The sequence below is a fragment of the Mycetocola sp. genome, assembly GCF_046716805.1.
GTDB lineage: Bacteria > Actinomycetota > Actinomycetes > Actinomycetales > Microbacteriaceae > Mycetocola_A.
Map to the genome: position 1 here is coordinate 1 of NZ_JBKJWH010000032.1, position 17,653 is coordinate 17,653.

Here is a 17,653-nt window from a genome sequence, read left to right on the forward strand (position 1 = left end):
GCGCACCCGGGCGGCATCGGCCAGCAACGCCTGCAACTCGTCGTTGCCGGCCCGATCGATCAGCACCGACAACGGCACCGACAACGGCACCGACAACGGGACGTCGCCGGATACCCCGGCTGACGAAACCCCGGCTGACGAAACCCCGGTTAACGAAGAACCGGTACCGCGGGACTCCGCGATACCGGTCGAGAAGGCACCCGTGACGGGCGCCGAGGGCACATCCCGGGCGACCCTGGCCTCGAACGAATCCAGCCGGTCGCACACACTGAGTGCGACTTCGCGGACCTGCTCTGACCTCTTCGCCATGCCCCCAGTCTACCAAAAAGCGACCGACATTAGAAGGTGTGTTCGACATCTGTGGATAAGTGCTATGCCTCAAACGATGCACCGGAAACCCTCCACGTGGCTCGTACACTGCAAGCATGAGTGTGCGAACGAAGCTGACAGACGCAGGCCTGCGCGCGATGAACGGCGTTCACCGCGCGCTTCTCGCCGTCTCCGGCGGGCGCGTCGGCTGGCGCGCCGGTCGCATGGCCGTCGTTGAACTGCACACCGTCGGCCGCAAGTCGGGCGCGCGGCGGTCGACGATGCTCACGGCCCCAATTCACCGGAACGGCCGGTACTTTCTCGTCGCCTCGAAAGGCGGGGATGACCGAAACCCCGAGTGGTACGCAAACCTCTGCGCCGATCCGGACGTCGAACTCACGGTGCGAGGGACGACGAGGCGATTCCGAGCGCGAACCGCGTCGGACGCCGAGAAGCACGAGCTGTGGCCCGAGATCGTTGCTTCGTATCCCGGTTACTCCGTCTACCAGCGCCGGACCAGCCGGAACATTCCCGTCGTGATCTGCGAGCCGGTGAACGAGGAGTAGTTCGGCTTCATCACAGCAGATGCCGCGGACAACAGCCACGCCCTGACTGGTGCGGTTCAGCTGCCCTGGGGAGCCATCCCGGGAACAATCGGCTCGAGAACACCGTCGGCCACGCGGACCGTCCGGTCCACAAGACCGGCGGGTAGGTCGCCGTGCGAAATCAGCAGAACGGTGCGGTTCCCGCTGGCCTGCAGCAGGTCCAGAAGGAGTGCCCCAGCCAGGTCGGCCTCAACGTTCGCGGTTGGCTCGTCGAGCACGATCAGCGGGAAGTCGCGAAGGAGCGCTCGGGCCAACGCTATCCGCTGAGCCTGGCCGCCTGAGACGAGCGATCCTCGCTCCCCCACCCGGGAATCGAGCCCGCCGCGTGCGGCGACCCAATCGCCGAGGCCGACCCGGTCAAGCACGTCCAGCAACTCGATGTCCGTTGCCGTCTCCTTGGCGAACAGCAGGTTCTGGCGAACGCTTTCATCAAAGAGGTACGGGATCTGTTCACACAAACCGACGACGCTGCGAACCTGCTCGACGGGAAGTTCTCGAACGTCCTGCCCGGAGAGACGATAGCTGCCCGCGTGGTCGAGGAAGCGCACGAGCAGGTGCGCCAACGTGGTCTTCCCAGCGCCGCTTGCGCCTTCGATGAGCACTCGTTCGCCGTGCTCAACAGCGAGCGAGGGCACCGTGAGCGTTGGACTGGCGGCGCCGGGCCAGCGCGTCGACACGCTGCTCAGTTCGAGCGCTGGGGCTGCCGGGTCCGGTGACCATGCGCTTGTGCCTCCGCCGACGCTGATTTCGACGGGCAGCTCGTTGGGCGCAACCCGGGCGATGCGCTGGGCACTCGACCGGACCTGGCGCCAGGCGCTGACCGCGAGCGGCACGGATGCGACGACCTCGAAGACCGCGAGGGGCACGAGCACGATCACCGCGAGCCCGGGTCCGCTGAGCGACCCGCTCCCTGTCATGGACAGCGCCGGGATTCCGGCCACCAGCGACCACGCCACAGCGATTCCGGAGAACAGAGAAAGAGCCGCTGCCGCGATCCCCGCGCCGAGTGAGCGGGCGGTCAGTGCCCGGGTGAGGTTCCGATCGGCCGCTTCAACCTTTCGGCGCCCGGACACCTCAGCACCGTACGCGATGAGCACGTCGAGGCTTCCGAGGTAATCGAGCAGAGCGTCGACAAGGGCGGCGCGTTTCGGCGCGAGGGTGCGTTCCGCGGATGCCGAGACCCGGCCGGCGACGAGGATACCCACGGCGAACGCGACGATCAGCGCCGCCGCCAGGCCCGCTGCTGCGGTCGGCGACAGCAGGGCGACGACCCAGACGGCGATCGCTGCGACGCCCACCGAAGTGAGAAGCGGCTGGACCACGCGCAGCGGCAGGTTCTGCAGTTCGTCGACATCGGAGACAAGGGAGGACAGGAGTGAGCCGCGGCGGGTGCCGCCGAGCCCGTCGGGGGCGAGCGGGATGAGCCGTCGCAGCAGGTCGACCCGAACGGTCTCGAGCTGGCGGAAGGCCGCGTCGTGGCTGGCGAGGCGTTCGAGGTACCGGAAGAAGGCCCGCGCGAGCGCGAAAGCGCGCACTCCGACGACGGCCATCGACAGGTAGAGGATCGGAGGCTGTTCAGCCGCTCGCGTGATCAGGTAGGCGCTCGTGGCCAGAAGTGCGACGGTGGAGAGTGCGGCGAGGATGCCGAAAGCAACGCCCGAGACCCAGCCCGCTGTGCGCGGCTGGGCAGTGGTCAGGATTGAGCGGACGTCTCCGGACGTAACCGGAACGGAGCTCTGCAGGTCAGCACTCATGACGCTCCCGCCAGAATCAATGGCTCAACTCGGAGAACGGCATCCGCCCGTCCGATCACGGCCTCGCGGTGGCTGACAATCACGACGGCCGTTCCGGTGTCCGCAAGGACGCGCAGTCCGTCGAGGAGCCGGGCTTCGGTCTCGTGGTCAAGAGCGGAGGTGGGCTCGTCGAGGAGCAGAACGGAGCAGCCCCGGTCGAGTGTCCGGTAGATGGCCCGGGCGATGCCCACACGCTGGGCCTGGCCGCCAGACAGTCCGGAGCCCGCCACTCCGACGGCAAGGCCAGGCGATATTTCGGGAGCAGCCGCGAGATTCAGGGCATACCGAATGCGTTCACTGTCTGCAGCGGCGGAACCCAGCGTGACGTTTTCCGCAACCGAGCCGACGACGAGCGAGGGTCGCTGCCCGGTCCAGGCCAGCCAGGGGCGCTCCTGCGCCGACGACAGGACAGGCATTCCCCCGAGCGCGACGGTTCCGGTGTGTGGGGCGAAGCCGAGAACGGCTCCGAAAAGACTGGATTTGCCCGCACCGCTGGGGCCGGCGATCACCGTCAACCTGCCCCTCGGGAACTCCGTGGAGATCGGCGCGAGCACTGGCCCGTTCCCGTAGTCGACCGAGACATCAGTCAGGCGCAGAGTGCCGGATGCCACAAGGTCCCGTCCGCCTGGAACGGGACGATCGGCGCCGTTCGCCTTCGCGTCGTCGAGGATGCCGAAGGCGTCTTCGGCGGCGGCAACGCCCTCGGCGGCCGCATGGAAGTTCGCGCCGACCTGGCGCAGCGGGAGGAATGCCTCAGGGGCGAGGAGCAGGACGAAAAGTCCGACCGAGAGAGCCATCGATCCGTCGACGAGACGCAGTCCGATCGACACGGCGACGAGCGCGACCGAGAGACTCGCCGCGAGTTCCAGGGCGAAGCTCGACAGGAACGACACCCGGAGCACGCGCATCGTCTGCGTCCGGTAGTCCCGGGTGATCGAGCGCATCCGGTCGACCTGGCGTCGTTCCCGGCCGAAGATCTTGAGGGTTGCGAGGCCGCCCAGGGTGTCGACGAAGCCTGACGAGAGGTCGCCGAGCACCGCCCACTGGCGCCGTTGCACGGCCTGTGTTGCCATGCCGATGAGGATCATGAAGATCGGGATCAGCGGCAGTGTCACGAGAATGAAGATCGCTGAAACCCAGTCCTGCATCAGGATGACAATCAGGATCACCGGCGTGACGATCACGGTGAGGATCAGCTGAGGCAGGTACTTCGAGAAGTAGTCGTCGAGGGCGTCCATACCCCGTCCGAGCAGGGTTGTGACGCGGGCGCTGCTCCGTTCGGCCAGCCACGCCGGGCCGAGGCGCCGCACCGCGTCGAGGATTCCGAGCCGCAATTCACTCTTGACCTTCGCTGCTCCCCGCGCGGCGACCAGCTCCTGCGCGTACACGAGCGCCGCTCGCACGGCCGCGACGGCGACGAGCAGGCCGACCTGCGGGAGGAGTTCACCGAGCGGGCGCCCGTCAATGGCCCCGGTGATGCACACCGTGAGCAGCCAGGCAAAAGCGAGAATGCACGCTGTGGTAGCGACTCCGAGAGCCGCGCCGCTGAGAAGGAACCACCTCGCGCTGACGGCGTAGCGAAGGAGCCGAGGATCGAGAGGTCGCACAGTCACAGGCTAATGCGCCACTTCGACAGTTCTCTCCACGCCCGGGTCAGCACTGCCGTCGATGTGGGCGCGGGTCACTCGCTTGCGGAACACCCAGTAGGTCCAGCCCTGGTAGAGGAGGATCAGGGGCAGAGCGATCAGAGCCGTCCAGCTCATCACCTGGAGTGTGTACGGACTCGACGACGCGTTCGCAATGGTCAGGCTGTTCGCCGGGTCGTTGCTCGCCGGCATGACATCCGGGAACAGGGAGGCGAACAGTGTCAGGACGGCGAGGGCGATCGTGCCCGCCATGAGACCGAACGCGAGCCCCTCCCTGCCGCGGAGGTTCGCGAAGACCGACGCGATCAGGCTGACAGCTGCCGCGACAGCGAGCAGAAGCGCCGGCAGCGTACCGAACTCCACAACCGTCCAGAGAAGGAACGCGGCAGCGACGCCGATGGTCAGGACGCCGGCACGGGTGGCGAGTGTGCGTGACCGAACCCGGATCTCACCCTCTGTCTTGAGGGCGAGGAAAAGGGCACCGTGGGTGAAGAACAGCAGAAGCGTGGTGAGCCCGCCGAGCAGCGCGTACGGGTTGAGAAGCTCGAACACGGTGCCGGTGTAATCGTGGTCGGCGTTCAGCGAAACGCCCCGAACGATGTTGGCGAAGGCAACGCCCCAGAGAAACGCGGGAATCACCGATCCCCACACGATCATCCGGTCGAATCGGCGCTTCCAGGCGAGTTCGGGGCGTTGGTGGCGGTATTCGAACGACACCCCACGCAGGATGAGTGCGAGAAGGATGACCAGGAGCGGAAGGTAGAAGCCGCTGAACAGGGTCGCGTACCACTCGGGGAACGCCGCGAACAGGGACGCTCCGGCGACGATCAACCAGGTTTCGTTGAGGTCCCATACCGGCCCGATGGTGTTGATGACTACGCGCCGGTCGGTGTCGTCCTTCGAGACGAACGGCATGCTCATGCCGACGCCGAAGTCGAAACCGTCGAGGACGAAGTAGCCGATGAAGAAAAAGGCGATGATGCCGAACCAGAGAACTCCGAGATCCATGATGTCCTCCTAGTAGACCGTCGTGTGGACGAGAGGTTTGCCGGTCTCCTCGTCGGGCTCGGCTGGGACGGCCGGCCCCTGCTGGGCAGCCTTCTTGATCAGCCGGAATTCGACCACGGCGAGCGATCCGTAGACCAGCGTGAAGAGGGTGAGGGAGATGAGGACTTCGAGGCCCGTCACCCCGGGTGAGACCCCGTCCTCGGTCTCCAGCAGGCCGAACACGAGCCAGGGCTGTCGTCCCATCTCGGTGAAGACCCAGCCGACGATCATCGCTCCGAGCGACAGCGGGAATGACCAGATCGCAGCTCTCCACACCCACTTGTTCGTCGGCATCCGCCCCTTGCGGGTGAGCCACAGACCGACCATCGCGACGAAAATGTGCAGGATGCCCATGCCGATCATCCAGCGGAACGACCAGTAGGTGACCCAGATGATGGGCGTGTAGTTCCCCGGGCCGTACAGGGTCTGGTACTGCTCCTGCAGGTTGTTGATGCCCTCGACCGTGCCGTCGAACGTGTGGGTGGAGAGGAAGGAAAGCAGATACGGGATGCGGATCGAGAAGAGCTCCTGCACGCCGTCCGGGGTTCCGAGGGTGAAGATCGAGAACGACGCATCGGCGCCGGTCGACGTCTCGTACATCGCCTCCGCTGCCGCCATCTTCATCGGCTGTGATGCGACCATGGCGAGGCTCAGCTGGTCACCGGCGAGCGTCGTGAGCGCCCCCGAGATCACCATCGACCAGAGTCCGAACTTGAGCGCGGGGCGCATGGTCTCGAGGTTCTGGTTGCGGGACAAGTGCCACGCGGCGACGGTGATGATGAGGCCGGCAGAGACCATGAAACAGGCGAAGATCGTGTGCGGGAACGCGGCGAGGGCGACCGGGTTCGTGAGGAGCTCCCAGATGCTCGTGAGTTCGGCGCGGCCCTTCTCCTCGTTGATCCGGAACGCAACAGGGTTCTGCATGAACGCGTTCGCGGCGATGATGAAGTAGGCGGAGAGGATGCTCGCCGTGGCGACGATCCAGATGGTTGCGAGGTGCAGCTTCGCGGGCAGTTTGTCCCAGCCGAAGATCCACAAGCCGATGAAGGTCGCCTCGAGGAAGAACGCCAGGAGACCCTCGAACGCGAGGGGTGCGCCGAAGACGTCGCCGACGAAGCGGGAGTAGTCCGACCAGTTCATGCCGAACTGGAATTCCTGCACGATGCCGGTGACGACGCCCATGGCGAAGTTGATCAGGAAGATCTTGCCGAAGAAGTGCGTGAGCTGTAGATAATGCGCCCTGCCGGTGCGGAACCATGCGGTCTGGAAGATGGCGATGGTCAGCGCCATCCCGATCGTCAGCGGCACGAACAGGAAGTGGTAGATCGTCGTCAGTCCGAACTGCCAGCGTGACAGCAGCAGCGGGTCGAGTAGCTCGTTCACTTCACCTCCACGGCGATGTTCTACACCGTGTAGAAACCTTCACCCTTGAGTGTAGGACACATTTCTACGTCGCGTAGAACTACTTCTACCCAGCGTAGAAAGTTTCTCGACGACGAGGTATCGTTGGGGCATGGCAACACTGGGAGACCTCGAACGCGCGGTCATGGACGTTCTCTGGAGCACCGACGACGCGCTGAGCGCCAACGATCTCAGAGACCGCCTGCACGCCAGCGACCGTGACGGAGCCAGGGACGTCGCCGTCACTACGGTCCTCACGGTGCTCTCCCGCCTCGAAGGCAAGAACTTCGTCTCTCGCGACCGGTCGATGCGACCGCACCTGTACCGCTCAGTGACGACCCGCGCTGAGCACACGGCGGGGCTCATGCACGAGGTCCTCGGAACCGCGCCCGATCGTGAAGCGGCTCTCGCCCGATTCATCGGGTCGGTCTCGCCTGCCGAGGCAGAGACCCTTCGCGAACTGCTCGGCGCGTCTTCCCCCGACGCCCGCTAGAGCGAACCGACAGTAAACTCCGAGCGTGATGTTCTTCACCTCCGTGGTGCTGGCATGCCTTGCCGTTCTGCTGGCGTGGCCCGTCCCGCTCCTCCTCGCCCGGGCACAGTGGACGAGCCGCGCGCCCGGCACCGCCTTGGTCCTCTGGCAGGCCGTCGCCCTCGCCGGTGGGCTCTCGATGATCGGCGCGTTCGTCACCTACGGCCTCATCCCGTTCGGACCGAACCTCCTGGGTGCACTCGCCGAACTGGTTCGCCATCTCTTCGACGGGACACTGCCGAGCTCGGCCAACCTCGGTCACATCTTTGCACTGTGCATCGCCGTGCTCTTCGCCGGCCACCTCGTGCTCAACCTCGCCCTGACCATCGCGCGCACCGAACGGCAACGCAGCAGGCACCTCTCGCTGGTCAACCTGCTGAGCGCTCCGATGCCCAACCGGCCAGGCACCCGCGTGCTCGACCACCCGGCACCTGTCGCCTACTGCCTGCCCGGGGTGACCCGGTCCGTCACTGTTCTCTCCGAGGGCCTCGTTTCACTGCTCGACTCCCAACAGCTTCAGGCGGTGATCGCCCACGAACGCGCTCACCTCCGACAACAGCACCACCTCGTCCTCGTCGCCTTCAAGTCGTGGCACAGCGCGTTGCCGTGGTTCCCGATCGCGAATCGCGCTGAGACTGCCGTCGGGCTGCTCGTGGAGATGCTCGCCGACGACCAGGCCCGCCGCGTCGTCGACGACACCACCCTGGCGACGGCCATCGCCCTCGTTGCGTCCGAAGGCACCGATCGACCGGACGGATCCACGCTGGAGCACCTTCACGCCGGCGACACCACCTCGAAAGTGGTCGGCCGCCGGGTGGAACGACTCCTATCGCCCCGCCCTCCGCTTTCCCCCGCCGCACGAGTGGCTGTTCTCGTCGTTTCATTTGGGCTGTTGCTCGTTCCGACCCTCCTTCTCGTCGTCGTCTGATTCGCCTAGGCTCAGTCGCGTGAACGAGTTTCTGAGCTGGATCCTTGACCTCGTTCAGAGCGTCGACCCGGTACTTCGCACGGCCCTGGCCGGGGTCGCAATCATGCTTGAAACATCCGTTCTGGTGGGGCTCGTCGTGCCGGGCGACACCGTCGTCATCGTCGCGAGCACCGGTGTCGACGGCCCCGTCCAGTTCGTCTCGTTGATCGTCGTCGTTGTGGTCGGTGCCTTGATCGGCGAGAGCATCGGATTTGCACTCGGGCGCTATTTCGGACCGAGGATCCGTGAGTCGAGACTCGGCCACCGGATCGGGCTGCGTCAGTGGGAGCGCGCAGAGAACTACCTCGACCGCCGCGGCGGCATCGCGGTGTTCATCTCCCGGTTCCTGCCCGTGCTCCATTCGCTCATCCCCCTCACCGTCGGCATGAGCACGATGAGTTATCGCAAGTTCATCTCATGGACCGTTCCGGCGTGTGTCCTCTGGGCGATCACCTACGTGTCGGTTGGTTCAGCTGCTGCGGGCACCTATCGTGAACTCGCCGACCAGCTGCATTACGCCGGTTATCTCTTCGTCGGCATCATCGCCGTGTTCCTGCTGCTCATCTATGTGGCAAAGAAGCTGCTGAATCGGTCCCAGGAGCGGCACATGAATCGCGCAGGCGAACCCAACGCCGACACCATCGACAAAGACTAGATCACCGCGCCGGAATATCGGCATGCCAGACTGTCAGAATGCAAACTCGCCAGCAGCCCGGCCCAGGTGCGTCGAAAACAGCCATCACCCTCCACCGTGCGGCCCGCATCGATGATGCCTGGCTCGACTGGCGTGCGCGTCGCGGCCGCAAGCGTGGCCTGGTGGCCACGGTCATCCCGTTCACCGGCTACGGCTCCACCACCCTCCTCCGTGTCCTCGCGCGGGTGCTTCTCACCAAACCGGATGCCACGCCGGCGGTCGCCCCGTCACAGCGTGTACGCGGGTGGCGCAGCTTCACGAGCATCCCGGTCGTTTCCGCGTCGGTGACCATCGTCGCCGGCGACCAGTCCTATGAGGTTCAGGCCGACCGCGGCGGCGTCATCGACGCCGAGATCGCCGTCTCGCTCGAGCCCGGCTGGCAGCAGATCACCCTTCGGAGTGAGGATTCCCGTCCGGTCGTCGCTAATGTTTTCATCGCGGATCCGGCGGTGCGCGTCGGGGTCATCTCCGATATCGACGACACGGTCATGGTGACGGCACTCCCCCGGCCCCTGCTCGCGGCCTGGAACACGTTCGTCCTCGACGAGCACGCCCGGACCGCGGTCCCCGGTATGGCGGTCATGCTCGAGCGACTCGTCCGGCAGCACGAAGGAACGCCGATCATTTACCTGTCGACCGGCGCATGGAATGTCGCCCCGACCCTGTCCCGTTTCCTCCGCCGCCACCTTTACCCGTCTGGAGCACTCCTCCTGACCGATTGGGGTCCCACCCACGACCGGCTCTTCCGCAGCGGGCGCCAGCACAAGGCAGACAACCTGCGCCGCCTGGCCGCCGAGTTCCCCGACATCCGTTGGCTTCTCGTCGGTGACAACGGGCAGCACGACGAGGAGATCTACGGCAGCTTCGCCGAGGAGTATCCCGACCACGTGGCCGCTATCGCCATCAGGCAGCTGTCGGTCCCTGAAGCGGTGCTCGCCGGTGGGCGCTCGAAGGGCGAAGAGCCCAACAAGAAGACCGCACCGTGGATCTACGCACCCGACGGTGCCGGTCTCCTCGAGCAGCTGGAAGAGCTCGGTTTGGTTTAGCGGCTCAGCCCAGTTCGATCGGGGCGAGGAGCTCCGGTCCGTCGTTTTTCACACTGTTCACGGCTTTCGAGACCGGGTAGTAGTGGAAGTCGTGGGCCACTTCGAACGAACTGGAGTCCAGCAGCGCCAGCGCGTCGTCGGGTGACAGATCTGCGCCCAGCCAGTCGTCGTACGTGTCAGGCGTGAGGCAGGCCGGCATCCGGTCGTGAACTTCACCGGGGGCTACGTGGGCGTCGCGGGTGATGATGGCCATCGACAGGCGCCAGCGGTCGGGATCGTCAGATGCCTTCGACCGGTCGGGCCACGCCCGCACGATGCCGGCCATGGCGACGTCGGTTCCCGGGTGGTGGATGAAGTAGGGCTGCTTCCCGTTCTCGGTGAGCTGCCATTCGTAATAACCGGCAGCGCTGATGATGCAGCGAGACGATGCGAAGGCTCCCTTGAAGAGACCGTTGGTCGCGACGGTCTCAATCCGCGCGTTGATCACCGGCTTGCCGCCGCCGAAGGTGGGCGAGCTCGGAGACACGATCCCCCAGCGCACCGACTCGAGCCGCCGCGTGCCGTGGTGCTCCCGCACGACGGGAACCTGGTCGGTCGGCGCCACGTTCCATGATGGCGTCCACTCGGATGCTCCGCCGCCGGTCTCTGCCATGAATTCGCGAATCAGGTCGTCGGTTTCCTTGTCCATCGCAAAACGTCCGCACATGCTTCCATCATGGCGCAGACCGTCGCTCAGCAGGGCCGCTCGATGTGCTCGATGAGGCGCACGGCAACAACTAGCCTCCGCTCGGCGCTCGCCCTCGCGCGGCTTCTGTGTCGAGCATCCCGACCACCGAAACACCGACGCCGTAGGTGATGAAGTCACCGACCGGGCGGATACCGACGCCGAGCAGCGTGCCGCCTGACCCGTCCTCGTTGTGCTTCAGACCCTTTGTGAGCGCAGTCCGTGCGGCGGCTGGCATCCGGACCGCCGGAACGACTTCAGCAACGCCCGCGAACGTGATCGTCGCCGCCGGCACTTTGATCCACGGCAGTAGCGGTACGTGTTTCGGGATCGTCACCGTCACCGACACCTCGGGGTTGACCGCGATATGGCGGGACGTCCACGCGTCGTCGTTCGTGGTGAACCACAGCGTGCGACCGGCCGTGTATGGCATCACGCCTGCCGTGCGGGCCTTGCCCCGCGCCGAGACCATTCCTACCACCATGAAGTTCTGCTTCGCGAGCACCCGCCATACATCGTCGGTCGTCAGTTCAACCATGATGCCTCCCGGGCGCTCGCGATCGCCCCAAGCTACTGCAGCGCGCTCATCGGCGGAACCCTGGGAGGAATGGCCTTCATCGGTACGGTGAGATGATCGGGACGCTGAATCCCGCGAGCATGTTCAGGACCTGTTCGGTGACAGCATCGTGGATGGTGGACGCCCAGACGCAGTTCCGGTGTTCGCGCAAGAGCCAGTCCATGGCGTCGTCCTCGGTCATTCCGACGTCGTTCCAGCTGATGCCGGGGTTCGCGAAGGTCGCCGGCAGTCCGGTCTCGGGTGAGATGATGACCGCGCCGAGGTGGGTGGGGTCATCGGAGCCCGGTGGCGCCCACAGCAGTTCGGCGTCGCCGTCCCGCTCGTCGTCGTGCAGGTGCCAGGCGTCGCCTTTGCCGGTCCAGATTTGAGGTTCCGCCTGTCCGGGAGCGGCGACACGGAACACCAGGAAGTCTTTCTTTTTGAACGACGCCCAGTCGTCTGGGTCGAAGCCGGACGCCGACAACGGTGCGGAGGTGGCACCGGCTTCGAAGAGATCGATCGCGTCGAAGATGTCTTCGTCGATCATCTCCAGACAGGCATGGACTTTGCCGGCGAACTCCTCCATCCACAGCAGCAATGCCTCAGTGGTCTTTCCATCCCACGGTGTGCCATCCAACGGTGGGCCGTCGTGCCCGCCGACGTGCAAGTGCCAGGCAAGGTCGTCGTCGGTGGTCTCGACGTGCATCGCAATGTCACCGATCTCGATGAACGCGAGCGACACGCCTTCATCCTCGATCCACCGGGCGTGAAGCTTCGGTGTCGGCAATGATGCTGGGTATCGCTGCACAAGCTCCGGCAGGTCTGGAATCACCAGCTCCGCCTCGAGAATTTCTGCGTCAGGTTCGGATGCCATGTGGTCGCCTTTCCGGCATTCATCCTGACACCAATATCTGAAGCCCGCTGACGCCGCCCGGGTCCCCTCGACCGGAAGGCCTGCTGGTTGTGAAACCTCCTCATTGAGATCGCGTTCGCGGCGGCCGGTGTCCCCGTTCGGAGATTGCGCTTACCGCTGCCTCTCTCGCGCTCATCGCGGTTGTGATGGCGACCCACCCACTGTGGGGAACCGGTTCAGCCGTCAGCATGGCTGGTCTCTTTTCTGCCCACTCGCGAACTCGACGCCGTAGCAAGAAGTCGCTCCCCTCTGGAACGTGGAGCCGAACCTCTCAACCTGCCGGTGGAGTACGAAGACGCAAACGAATCTCCAGCGTGATGATCACTGGTCGAGCAAGTCCCCTGTAGTGCTTGCAAGCGATTACCGCCAGGTACTACCGTCTCCGCATGCGGTTGCAACCACAATCGGAAGGCATTTGATGCTGAAGCAAGTCGCTGAGGGCATTCTCATTCACGAGAGCGAGTTCATCCAGAGTAATTCCGTTGTCGTGCAGGGCAGGGACGGTGTGTTGCTCATCGACCCCGGTATAACAGGCGACGAAATGGCTACCATCGCGACCGACCTTCGCGAGCTGGGCCAGCCCGTCGTGGCAGGCTTCTCTACGCATCCCGATTGGGACCACGTGCTCTGGCACCCGAACTTCGGCGACGCGCCCCGTTACGGTACAGCCCGCTGCGCGGCTTCGATCCGAGATCTGCTGTCGAACGCGGACTGGGAGGATCGCATAGCCGTGGGGCTACCGCCAGAGTACGCCGAGGAGATCCCGATGAATTCGCTCGGTCTCATTACCGGTCTGGCCACCGAAGCTGCGCAGATCCCCTGGCATGGCCCGACAATCCGCATCATCGAGCATCGAGCCCACGCTCCAGGTCATGCGGCGCTGTTGATCGAGGAGCGCGGCGTCCTCGTCGCGGGCGACATGCTCTCTGACATCCTGATGCCGTTCCTCGACCTGGAGGCGGCGAATCCGATCGAGGATTACCTCGCCGCGCTGCGGCTGTTCGAGAGCGTGGCCGACGAGATTGACGCCGTCATCCCCGGTCATGGCTCAGTCGGCGGAGCTGAACAGCTGCGAGCACGAATCGAACAGGACCGTGCATACGTCCGGGACCTGCGAGACGGCGTTGTTCCCGACGACCCGCGGGTCGGTCCATCGGCCCCGTTGGATTGGCTGCCCGACGTGCATCGATGGCAACGACAGCGGCTCGCCCAGAAAGAGCAGAGCAGGACGCCCGAATAACGGATGTCACACGCTCGCCGGGTTCCGGGCTTCGTGTACCTCGCGCGACGAGCCAGACTGTGAAGATGGCACTCGAATCGCAGGCGGTCGACCGGGCACGACGTCGGCTCGTCGCGCAGCGCATCCAGCGGCCCCTCAGCGCCAGTCCGCTCGACACCGTGACGCATCTGACAGCGATGCAGGGGCAGGATCTTCCCGGCGTGCTGTGGTCGATCGGGTTGCGCACGCCTGACGCCACCGAGGCCGATGTGCGGGCGGCGTTCGATCGTCGCGAACTCGTGCGCAGCTGGCCGATGCGCGGAACCCTGCACGTGACGACGCCGGACGACCTCCGACTGATTCTTCCCCTGTCGCGGCACCGGCTCACGACCTCCTTCGCCACCCGCCATCGTGAGCTCGGCATCAGCCCGGCCGATGTGTCGGCGGCGACCGACGCAGGGGTCCGGGCGCTGGCGGACGGCCCGCTGGTCCGCAAAGCGCTCCTCGCGGTCTTCGAAGCCGCCGGACAATCGATCTCCGGGCAGCGTGGCATCCACCTGATCGGCGCCATGGCGCACGCGGGCATGATCTGCCTGGGCCCGTTCGTCGGAAAGGAGCAGGCGTTCGTGCTCCTCGACGAGTGGACACCTCCGGTCCGTGCGCAACTCGACCGCGAGGACGCCATTGTCGAACTCGCGGTCCGCTACTTCACCAGCCACGGCCCCGCCACGGAGGCCGATTTCGCCTGGTGGGCGAATCTCACCCTCACCGACGTTCGAGCGGCGATCAGCCGAACCGGGGACCGACTGAGCAGCCTTACGACCGACACGACGACCTGGCACGCGTCGACCGATGTCCTCACCCTCGAACGGCCGCTTCCCGGTGCTCGAGCCGTTCACGCTCTTCCCGGCTTCGACGAAAACCTCCTCGGTTACACCGATCGGTCGGCTGCTCTTGCTACCGAGCACGCGCAGCTCATCGTGCCAGGCAACAACGGCATGTTCAAGGCGACGATCGTCATCGGCGGCCGGGTGGTCGGCACATGGGCGCGGTCGGAGAAACCCGACGTGATTCACGTGACAGCCTTGCCGTTCGCCGCATTGAGCAGCAGCCAGGAGTCTGCGCTCGCAAAGGCGATCAGCAGGTACGGCCGGTTCAAGGGCAAGCCAGCTGACCTGACCATCGCAGCAGGAGCCGGGTCCGGCTCACGGTAGCGTGGGAGGGTGAAACGCCTGCGAGCACCGCGACTGCCGACGTTCCTCCGCGCGCCCAGCAGGGTGCCCCTGCTGCAGGTCGTGAAGACCGCCGTCGCCACGGTGCTGGCGTGGATCGTCGCCGTTCTGCTTCTCCCCTCCGAGCTACCCATCTTCGCAGCGATCGCCGCGCTGCTCGTGGTGCAGCCCAGCGTGAACCAATCTTTCGGCAAAGCCGTCGAGCGGAGCGTCGGAGTCATCGCCGGCGTCGTGATCGCCACCCTGATCGGCCTGTTCGCGAGCAACCAGGCCTGGGTCATCCTCCTCGCGATCGTCGTGTCAATCTTCTTCGGCTGGGTGTTCAAGCTCACGCCCGGCTCAGCGAACCAGATTCCGATCAGTGCGATGCTCGTCCTGGCGCTGGGGGCTGCCACCCCCGGTTACGCCGTTGACAGGATTCTTGAGACGCTGATCGGAGCGGCTCTCGGGGTGATCATCAACGTTCTCATCGTCCCGCCCGTCGCGCTCGCACCGGCCGAACGCGACGTCGGGCTCCTCGCCTCGGAACTGGAGGCCAGTATCGAACGGCTCGCCGTCGCGTTGACCACCAAGCAGTCCAGGCAGCAGCTGGACGGCCTCATGATCCAGGCACGACTTCTGCGACCGATGCGGGACGCTGCGGAGGCATCCGTTCGTCAGGGCGAAGAATCCCTGACCATGAACCCTCGGCAGAGCGCACATCGCACGCGGCTGGCGAACATGCACCAGCTGCTGAATCGACTCTCGCCGATGGTCACACGGGTCCTTGGCATGACCCGCGCCCTGCACGATCACTACGACGATTCCCTCATCGAGGAGCCGTCGATCCACTCGATCGCCGGCGAACTCCGCCGTGCCGCTCACGACCTGCGACTGCTGGCGAAGGGGCCGGGGGCCACATCCAGCGACGAACCGATCCGGACAGCCGAGATTCCGGTCCTCACCGCACCGCTTCGGATCGCCCGCCCGCACCCCGAGCATTGGATGCTCATCGGCTCGCTGATGGAAGACCTGCGACGCATACACGAAGAGATCGTCGGAGACTGAGTGTCTCCGACGATCCCTTCGTTGTGCGCGGCGTGGACTACTCGCCGGCGTGCACGGCCTGGAGCTCGAGCGTGATGGTGACTTTGTCTCCGAGGAGGACGCCACCGGTTTCGAGCGCTGCGTTGTAGCTGAGGCCGAAGTCCTCACGGTTGATGACGGCCTTGGCGCTGGCGCCGCCCTTGTAGTTGCCGTACGGGTCCTGGCCGAAGCCACCGAACTCGAAGTCGAACGTGACCGGCTTGGTGATTCCCTTGACGGTCAGGTTGCCGTCGACCTTGAAGTCGTCGCCCTCCTGACGGACGCCGGTCGACACGAAGTCGATGGTCGGGTAGGTTGCAGCGTCGAAGAAGTCACCGGTGCGGAGGTGTCCGTCGCGGTTCGCTTCGTTCGTGTTGATCGAGGCGACCTCGGCGGATGCCGTGACGCGCGAGTCGAGCGGGTTCTCACCGGTCACAAACGTGGCCGAGAACGTGTCGAACGTCCCCTTGACCTTGCTGATCATGATGTGGCGGATGCTGAACCCTACTTCGCTGTGGGTGGGGTCGATGGTCCAGGTTCCAGCCTTGTAGCCGGGGATCGAGGTCGCGGTCAAAGTCATGCGTGCTCCTTCTGGGGCGGTTGAAGTTAGCGGCGCGTGCGCGCCATTCCTATGCAAACGTATGCACGATGCATTGTGTTCCGTGGTGCGAATATTGCCCGCGGCGTGGTCAGCGTAGCGGGTCCGCGTTAACGCCCGTCTCGAACCGCGCGACCAGAAGCTTCAGAGCTGCTTCATCGATGTGTTGCTGTGAGATCCGCCCGGTGTCGACGGCGTCCTCGATGTCGGCGAGCAGCACGGCGGGGTCGACCCCGTCCACGGCGGGCGACGAGCCGAGCACAAAAAGCAGCATGGTCGTTCCGGCGGCCAGTGCCCGGATGGCGTTCTCGGCGACGTTCTGGTACTCCGGCAAGCCGGTGTTTCTCAGCATGAGCATGTCGTCGGTGATGGTGATGCCGTCGAAGCCGAGGTCGTCTCGGAGGATCGAGTGCCAGACGGGTGAGAGGGATGCCGGCACGGGATCGACAGCGCTGTAGTCGAGGTGCCCGAACATGACGATCGGGGCTCCGGCGGCGATTCCTCGCTCGAACGGGACGGCATCCGTCGCCTTCCACTCCTGGAAGGGTTTGTCGGTCCTCGGAATGGTGGTGTGGGAGTCCCCCGGGGCCGCACCGTGCCCGGGGAAGTGCTTGAGGGTTGAGAGAACGGCACCCCGCTCCCCCGCAACGGCTGCAGCCACCCGTTCGGCGGCCGACTCCGGCGTCGAGCCGAGCGCCCGTCGGTAGATGAATGAACCCGGGTCGTCGGTCACGTCGGCGACGATGCCAAAGTTCACCGAGATCCCCGACTGGGCAAGGAGATCGGAACGGAGGCCGAAAGCGTGCTCGGCCTCGACCGCCGGACGGTCCTTCAAAGTCAGCGAGGATGGCCACTGGTCGGACCAGATCCGCCGAACGTCGCCGCCTTCCTGGTCGATTCCGATCAGGAGCGGAAACTCGGGGTCCGCGCTCACCGCCCCCGCCAGCGCAGCGGTCTCCTCAGCGGTGCCGGCGATGTTGTCACGCATGAAGATCAGTCCACCTGGGCGGTGCGTGTCGACGAACGAGCGCAGCGCCGTGGCATCCGTTCCCGGCAGGTGCAGCATCAGCAGGCTCGCTACTTTCTCGGTCCGCGTCATCGTTGAGAGCTTCTTTTTCGCCGCGACCACGGCGGGGCTCTCCGTCGGCACCGGAGTCGCCCTCTGAGTCGATGTCGGTTGGCTCGGTGCGGGACGGCCCGGTGAGGGTGTGTCGACGGCGGCGGTACAACCGGCCAGGGCGAAGAGGACGAGGATCACGGTGGCCACTCGAGCCCGACGTCGGTTCACAGAGGTGTTCCGGATCAT

General features: G+C 65.4%; 18 protein-coding genes. 8 read left to right on the forward strand and 10 right to left on the reverse strand.

All coding sequences use genetic code 11. From position 1 onward, the window contains the following. Window positions 1-309, reverse strand: a 309-nt coding sequence (locus ACLQ62_RS02480; RefSeq protein ID WP_411720080.1) for a hypothetical protein, incomplete at its 3' end; no start/stop codon positions are given. Between the two features lie 116 nt (window positions 310-425). Here ACLQ62_RS02480 and ACLQ62_RS02485 point away from each other — a divergent pair. Further along, on the forward strand, window positions 426-875 hold the full coding sequence (locus tag ACLQ62_RS02485) for a nitroreductase/quinone reductase family protein (protein WP_411720081.1): 450 nt from the start codon (window positions 426-428) through the stop codon (window positions 873-875). A gap of 56 nt (window positions 876-931) precedes the next feature. Here ACLQ62_RS02485 and cydC read toward each other — a convergent pair whose 3' ends face one another. Genes cydC through ACLQ62_RS02505 form a run of 4 tightly spaced genes read right to left on the reverse strand, consistent with a single transcriptional unit; the run spans window position 932 to window position 6,783 of the window. Next, window positions 932-2,668: a thiol reductant ABC exporter subunit CydC gene (gene cydC, locus ACLQ62_RS02490; RefSeq protein WP_411720082.1), complete on the reverse strand. Its 1,737-nt coding sequence runs from the start codon at window positions 2,666-2,668 to the stop codon at window positions 932-934. Then, on the reverse strand, window positions 2,665-4,314 hold the full coding sequence (cydD, locus tag ACLQ62_RS02495) for a thiol reductant ABC exporter subunit CydD (protein ID WP_411720083.1): 1,650 nt from the start codon (window positions 4,312-4,314) through the stop codon (window positions 2,665-2,667). The genes cydC and cydD overlap by 4 nt, the downstream gene beginning before the upstream one ends. 9 nt (window positions 4,315-4,323) lie before the next feature. Continuing rightward, a complete protein-coding gene (cydB, locus tag ACLQ62_RS02500; protein ID WP_411720084.1) occupies window positions 4,324-5,361 on the reverse strand; it encodes a cytochrome d ubiquinol oxidase subunit II in 1,038 nt (345 codons plus the stop codon). A gap of 9 nt (window positions 5,362-5,370) precedes the next feature. Beyond that, window positions 5,371-6,783 (reverse strand): cytochrome ubiquinol oxidase subunit I, encoded by a 1,413-nt coding sequence (locus ACLQ62_RS02505; RefSeq protein ID WP_411720085.1) that lies wholly within the window; start codon window positions 6,781-6,783, stop codon window positions 5,371-5,373. 130 nt (window positions 6,784-6,913) lie between these two features. Here ACLQ62_RS02505 and ACLQ62_RS02510 point away from each other — a divergent pair, with 130 nt between their 5' ends. Genes ACLQ62_RS02510 through ACLQ62_RS02525 form a run of 4 tightly spaced genes read left to right on the forward strand, consistent with a single transcriptional unit; the run spans window position 6,914 to window position 10,040 of the window. Next, window positions 6,914-7,294 carry a BlaI/MecI/CopY family transcriptional regulator gene (locus ACLQ62_RS02510; RefSeq protein WP_411720086.1) on the forward strand — a complete coding sequence of 127 codons (381 nt, stop codon included), beginning with the start codon at window positions 6,914-6,916 and terminating at the stop codon, window positions 7,292-7,294. Window positions 7,295-7,322: 28 nt separating this feature from the next. Then, complete coding sequence (locus ACLQ62_RS02515) at window positions 7,323-8,261, forward strand: M56 family metallopeptidase (RefSeq protein WP_411720110.1); 939 nt, start codon at window positions 7,323-7,325, stop codon at window positions 8,259-8,261. Between the two features lie 19 nt (window positions 8,262-8,280). Continuing rightward, complete coding sequence (locus ACLQ62_RS02520) at window positions 8,281-8,955, forward strand: DedA family protein (protein ID WP_411720087.1); 675 nt, start codon at window positions 8,281-8,283, stop codon at window positions 8,953-8,955. Window positions 8,956-8,993: 38 nt separating this feature from the next. Further along, entirely contained in the window at window positions 8,994-10,040 is a 1,047-nt protein-coding gene (locus tag ACLQ62_RS02525; protein ID WP_411720088.1) for an App1 family protein, read from the forward strand. Window positions 10,041-10,044: 4 nt separating this feature from the next. On the opposite strand, the gene ACLQ62_RS02530 is transcribed toward ACLQ62_RS02525, so the two are convergent. The 3 genes from ACLQ62_RS02530 to ACLQ62_RS02540 form a co-directional block, all read right to left on the reverse strand. Beyond that, window positions 10,045-10,746 carry an SOS response-associated peptidase gene (locus ACLQ62_RS02530; protein ID WP_411720089.1) on the reverse strand — a complete coding sequence of 234 codons (702 nt, stop codon included), beginning with the start codon at window positions 10,744-10,746 and terminating at the stop codon, window positions 10,045-10,047. A 70-nt stretch (window positions 10,747-10,816) separates the two neighbouring features. Next, a complete protein-coding gene (locus tag ACLQ62_RS02535; protein WP_411720090.1) occupies window positions 10,817-11,302 on the reverse strand; it encodes a pyridoxamine 5'-phosphate oxidase family protein in 486 nt (161 codons plus the stop codon). Between the two features lie 76 nt (window positions 11,303-11,378). After that, window positions 11,379-12,194, reverse strand: coding sequence for a hypothetical protein (locus tag ACLQ62_RS02540; protein ID WP_411720091.1), 816 nt, complete (start codon window positions 12,192-12,194; stop codon window positions 11,379-11,381). Window positions 12,195-12,651: 457 nt separating this feature from the next. Here ACLQ62_RS02540 and ACLQ62_RS02545 point away from each other — a divergent pair, with 457 nt between their 5' ends. The 3 genes from ACLQ62_RS02545 to ACLQ62_RS02555 all read left to right on the forward strand — a co-directional run bounded on the left by ACLQ62_RS02545 (window position 12,652) and on the right by ACLQ62_RS02555 (window position 15,731). Then, window positions 12,652-13,473: an MBL fold metallo-hydrolase gene (locus ACLQ62_RS02545; protein WP_411720092.1), complete on the forward strand. Its 822-nt coding sequence runs from the start codon at window positions 12,652-12,654 to the stop codon at window positions 13,471-13,473. A 65-nt stretch (window positions 13,474-13,538) separates the two neighbouring features. Further along, on the forward strand, window positions 13,539-14,666 hold the full coding sequence (locus ACLQ62_RS02550) for a winged helix DNA-binding domain-containing protein (RefSeq protein WP_411720093.1): 1,128 nt from the start codon (window positions 13,539-13,541) through the stop codon (window positions 14,664-14,666). A 9-nt stretch (window positions 14,667-14,675) separates the two neighbouring features. After that, entirely contained in the window at window positions 14,676-15,731 is a 1,056-nt protein-coding gene (locus tag ACLQ62_RS02555; protein WP_411720094.1) for an FUSC family protein, read from the forward strand. A 37-nt stretch (window positions 15,732-15,768) separates the two neighbouring features. Here ACLQ62_RS02555 and ACLQ62_RS02560 read toward each other — a convergent pair whose 3' ends face one another. Further along, window positions 15,769-16,329, reverse strand: a complete 561-nt coding sequence (locus ACLQ62_RS02560; protein ID WP_411720095.1) for a YceI family protein — start codon at window positions 16,327-16,329, stop codon at window positions 15,769-15,771. 109 nt (window positions 16,330-16,438) lie between these two features. Continuing rightward, window positions 16,439-17,653 carry a glycoside hydrolase family 3 N-terminal domain-containing protein gene (locus tag ACLQ62_RS02565; protein ID WP_411720096.1) on the reverse strand — a complete coding sequence of 405 codons (1,215 nt, stop codon included), beginning with the start codon at window positions 17,651-17,653 and terminating at the stop codon, window positions 16,439-16,441.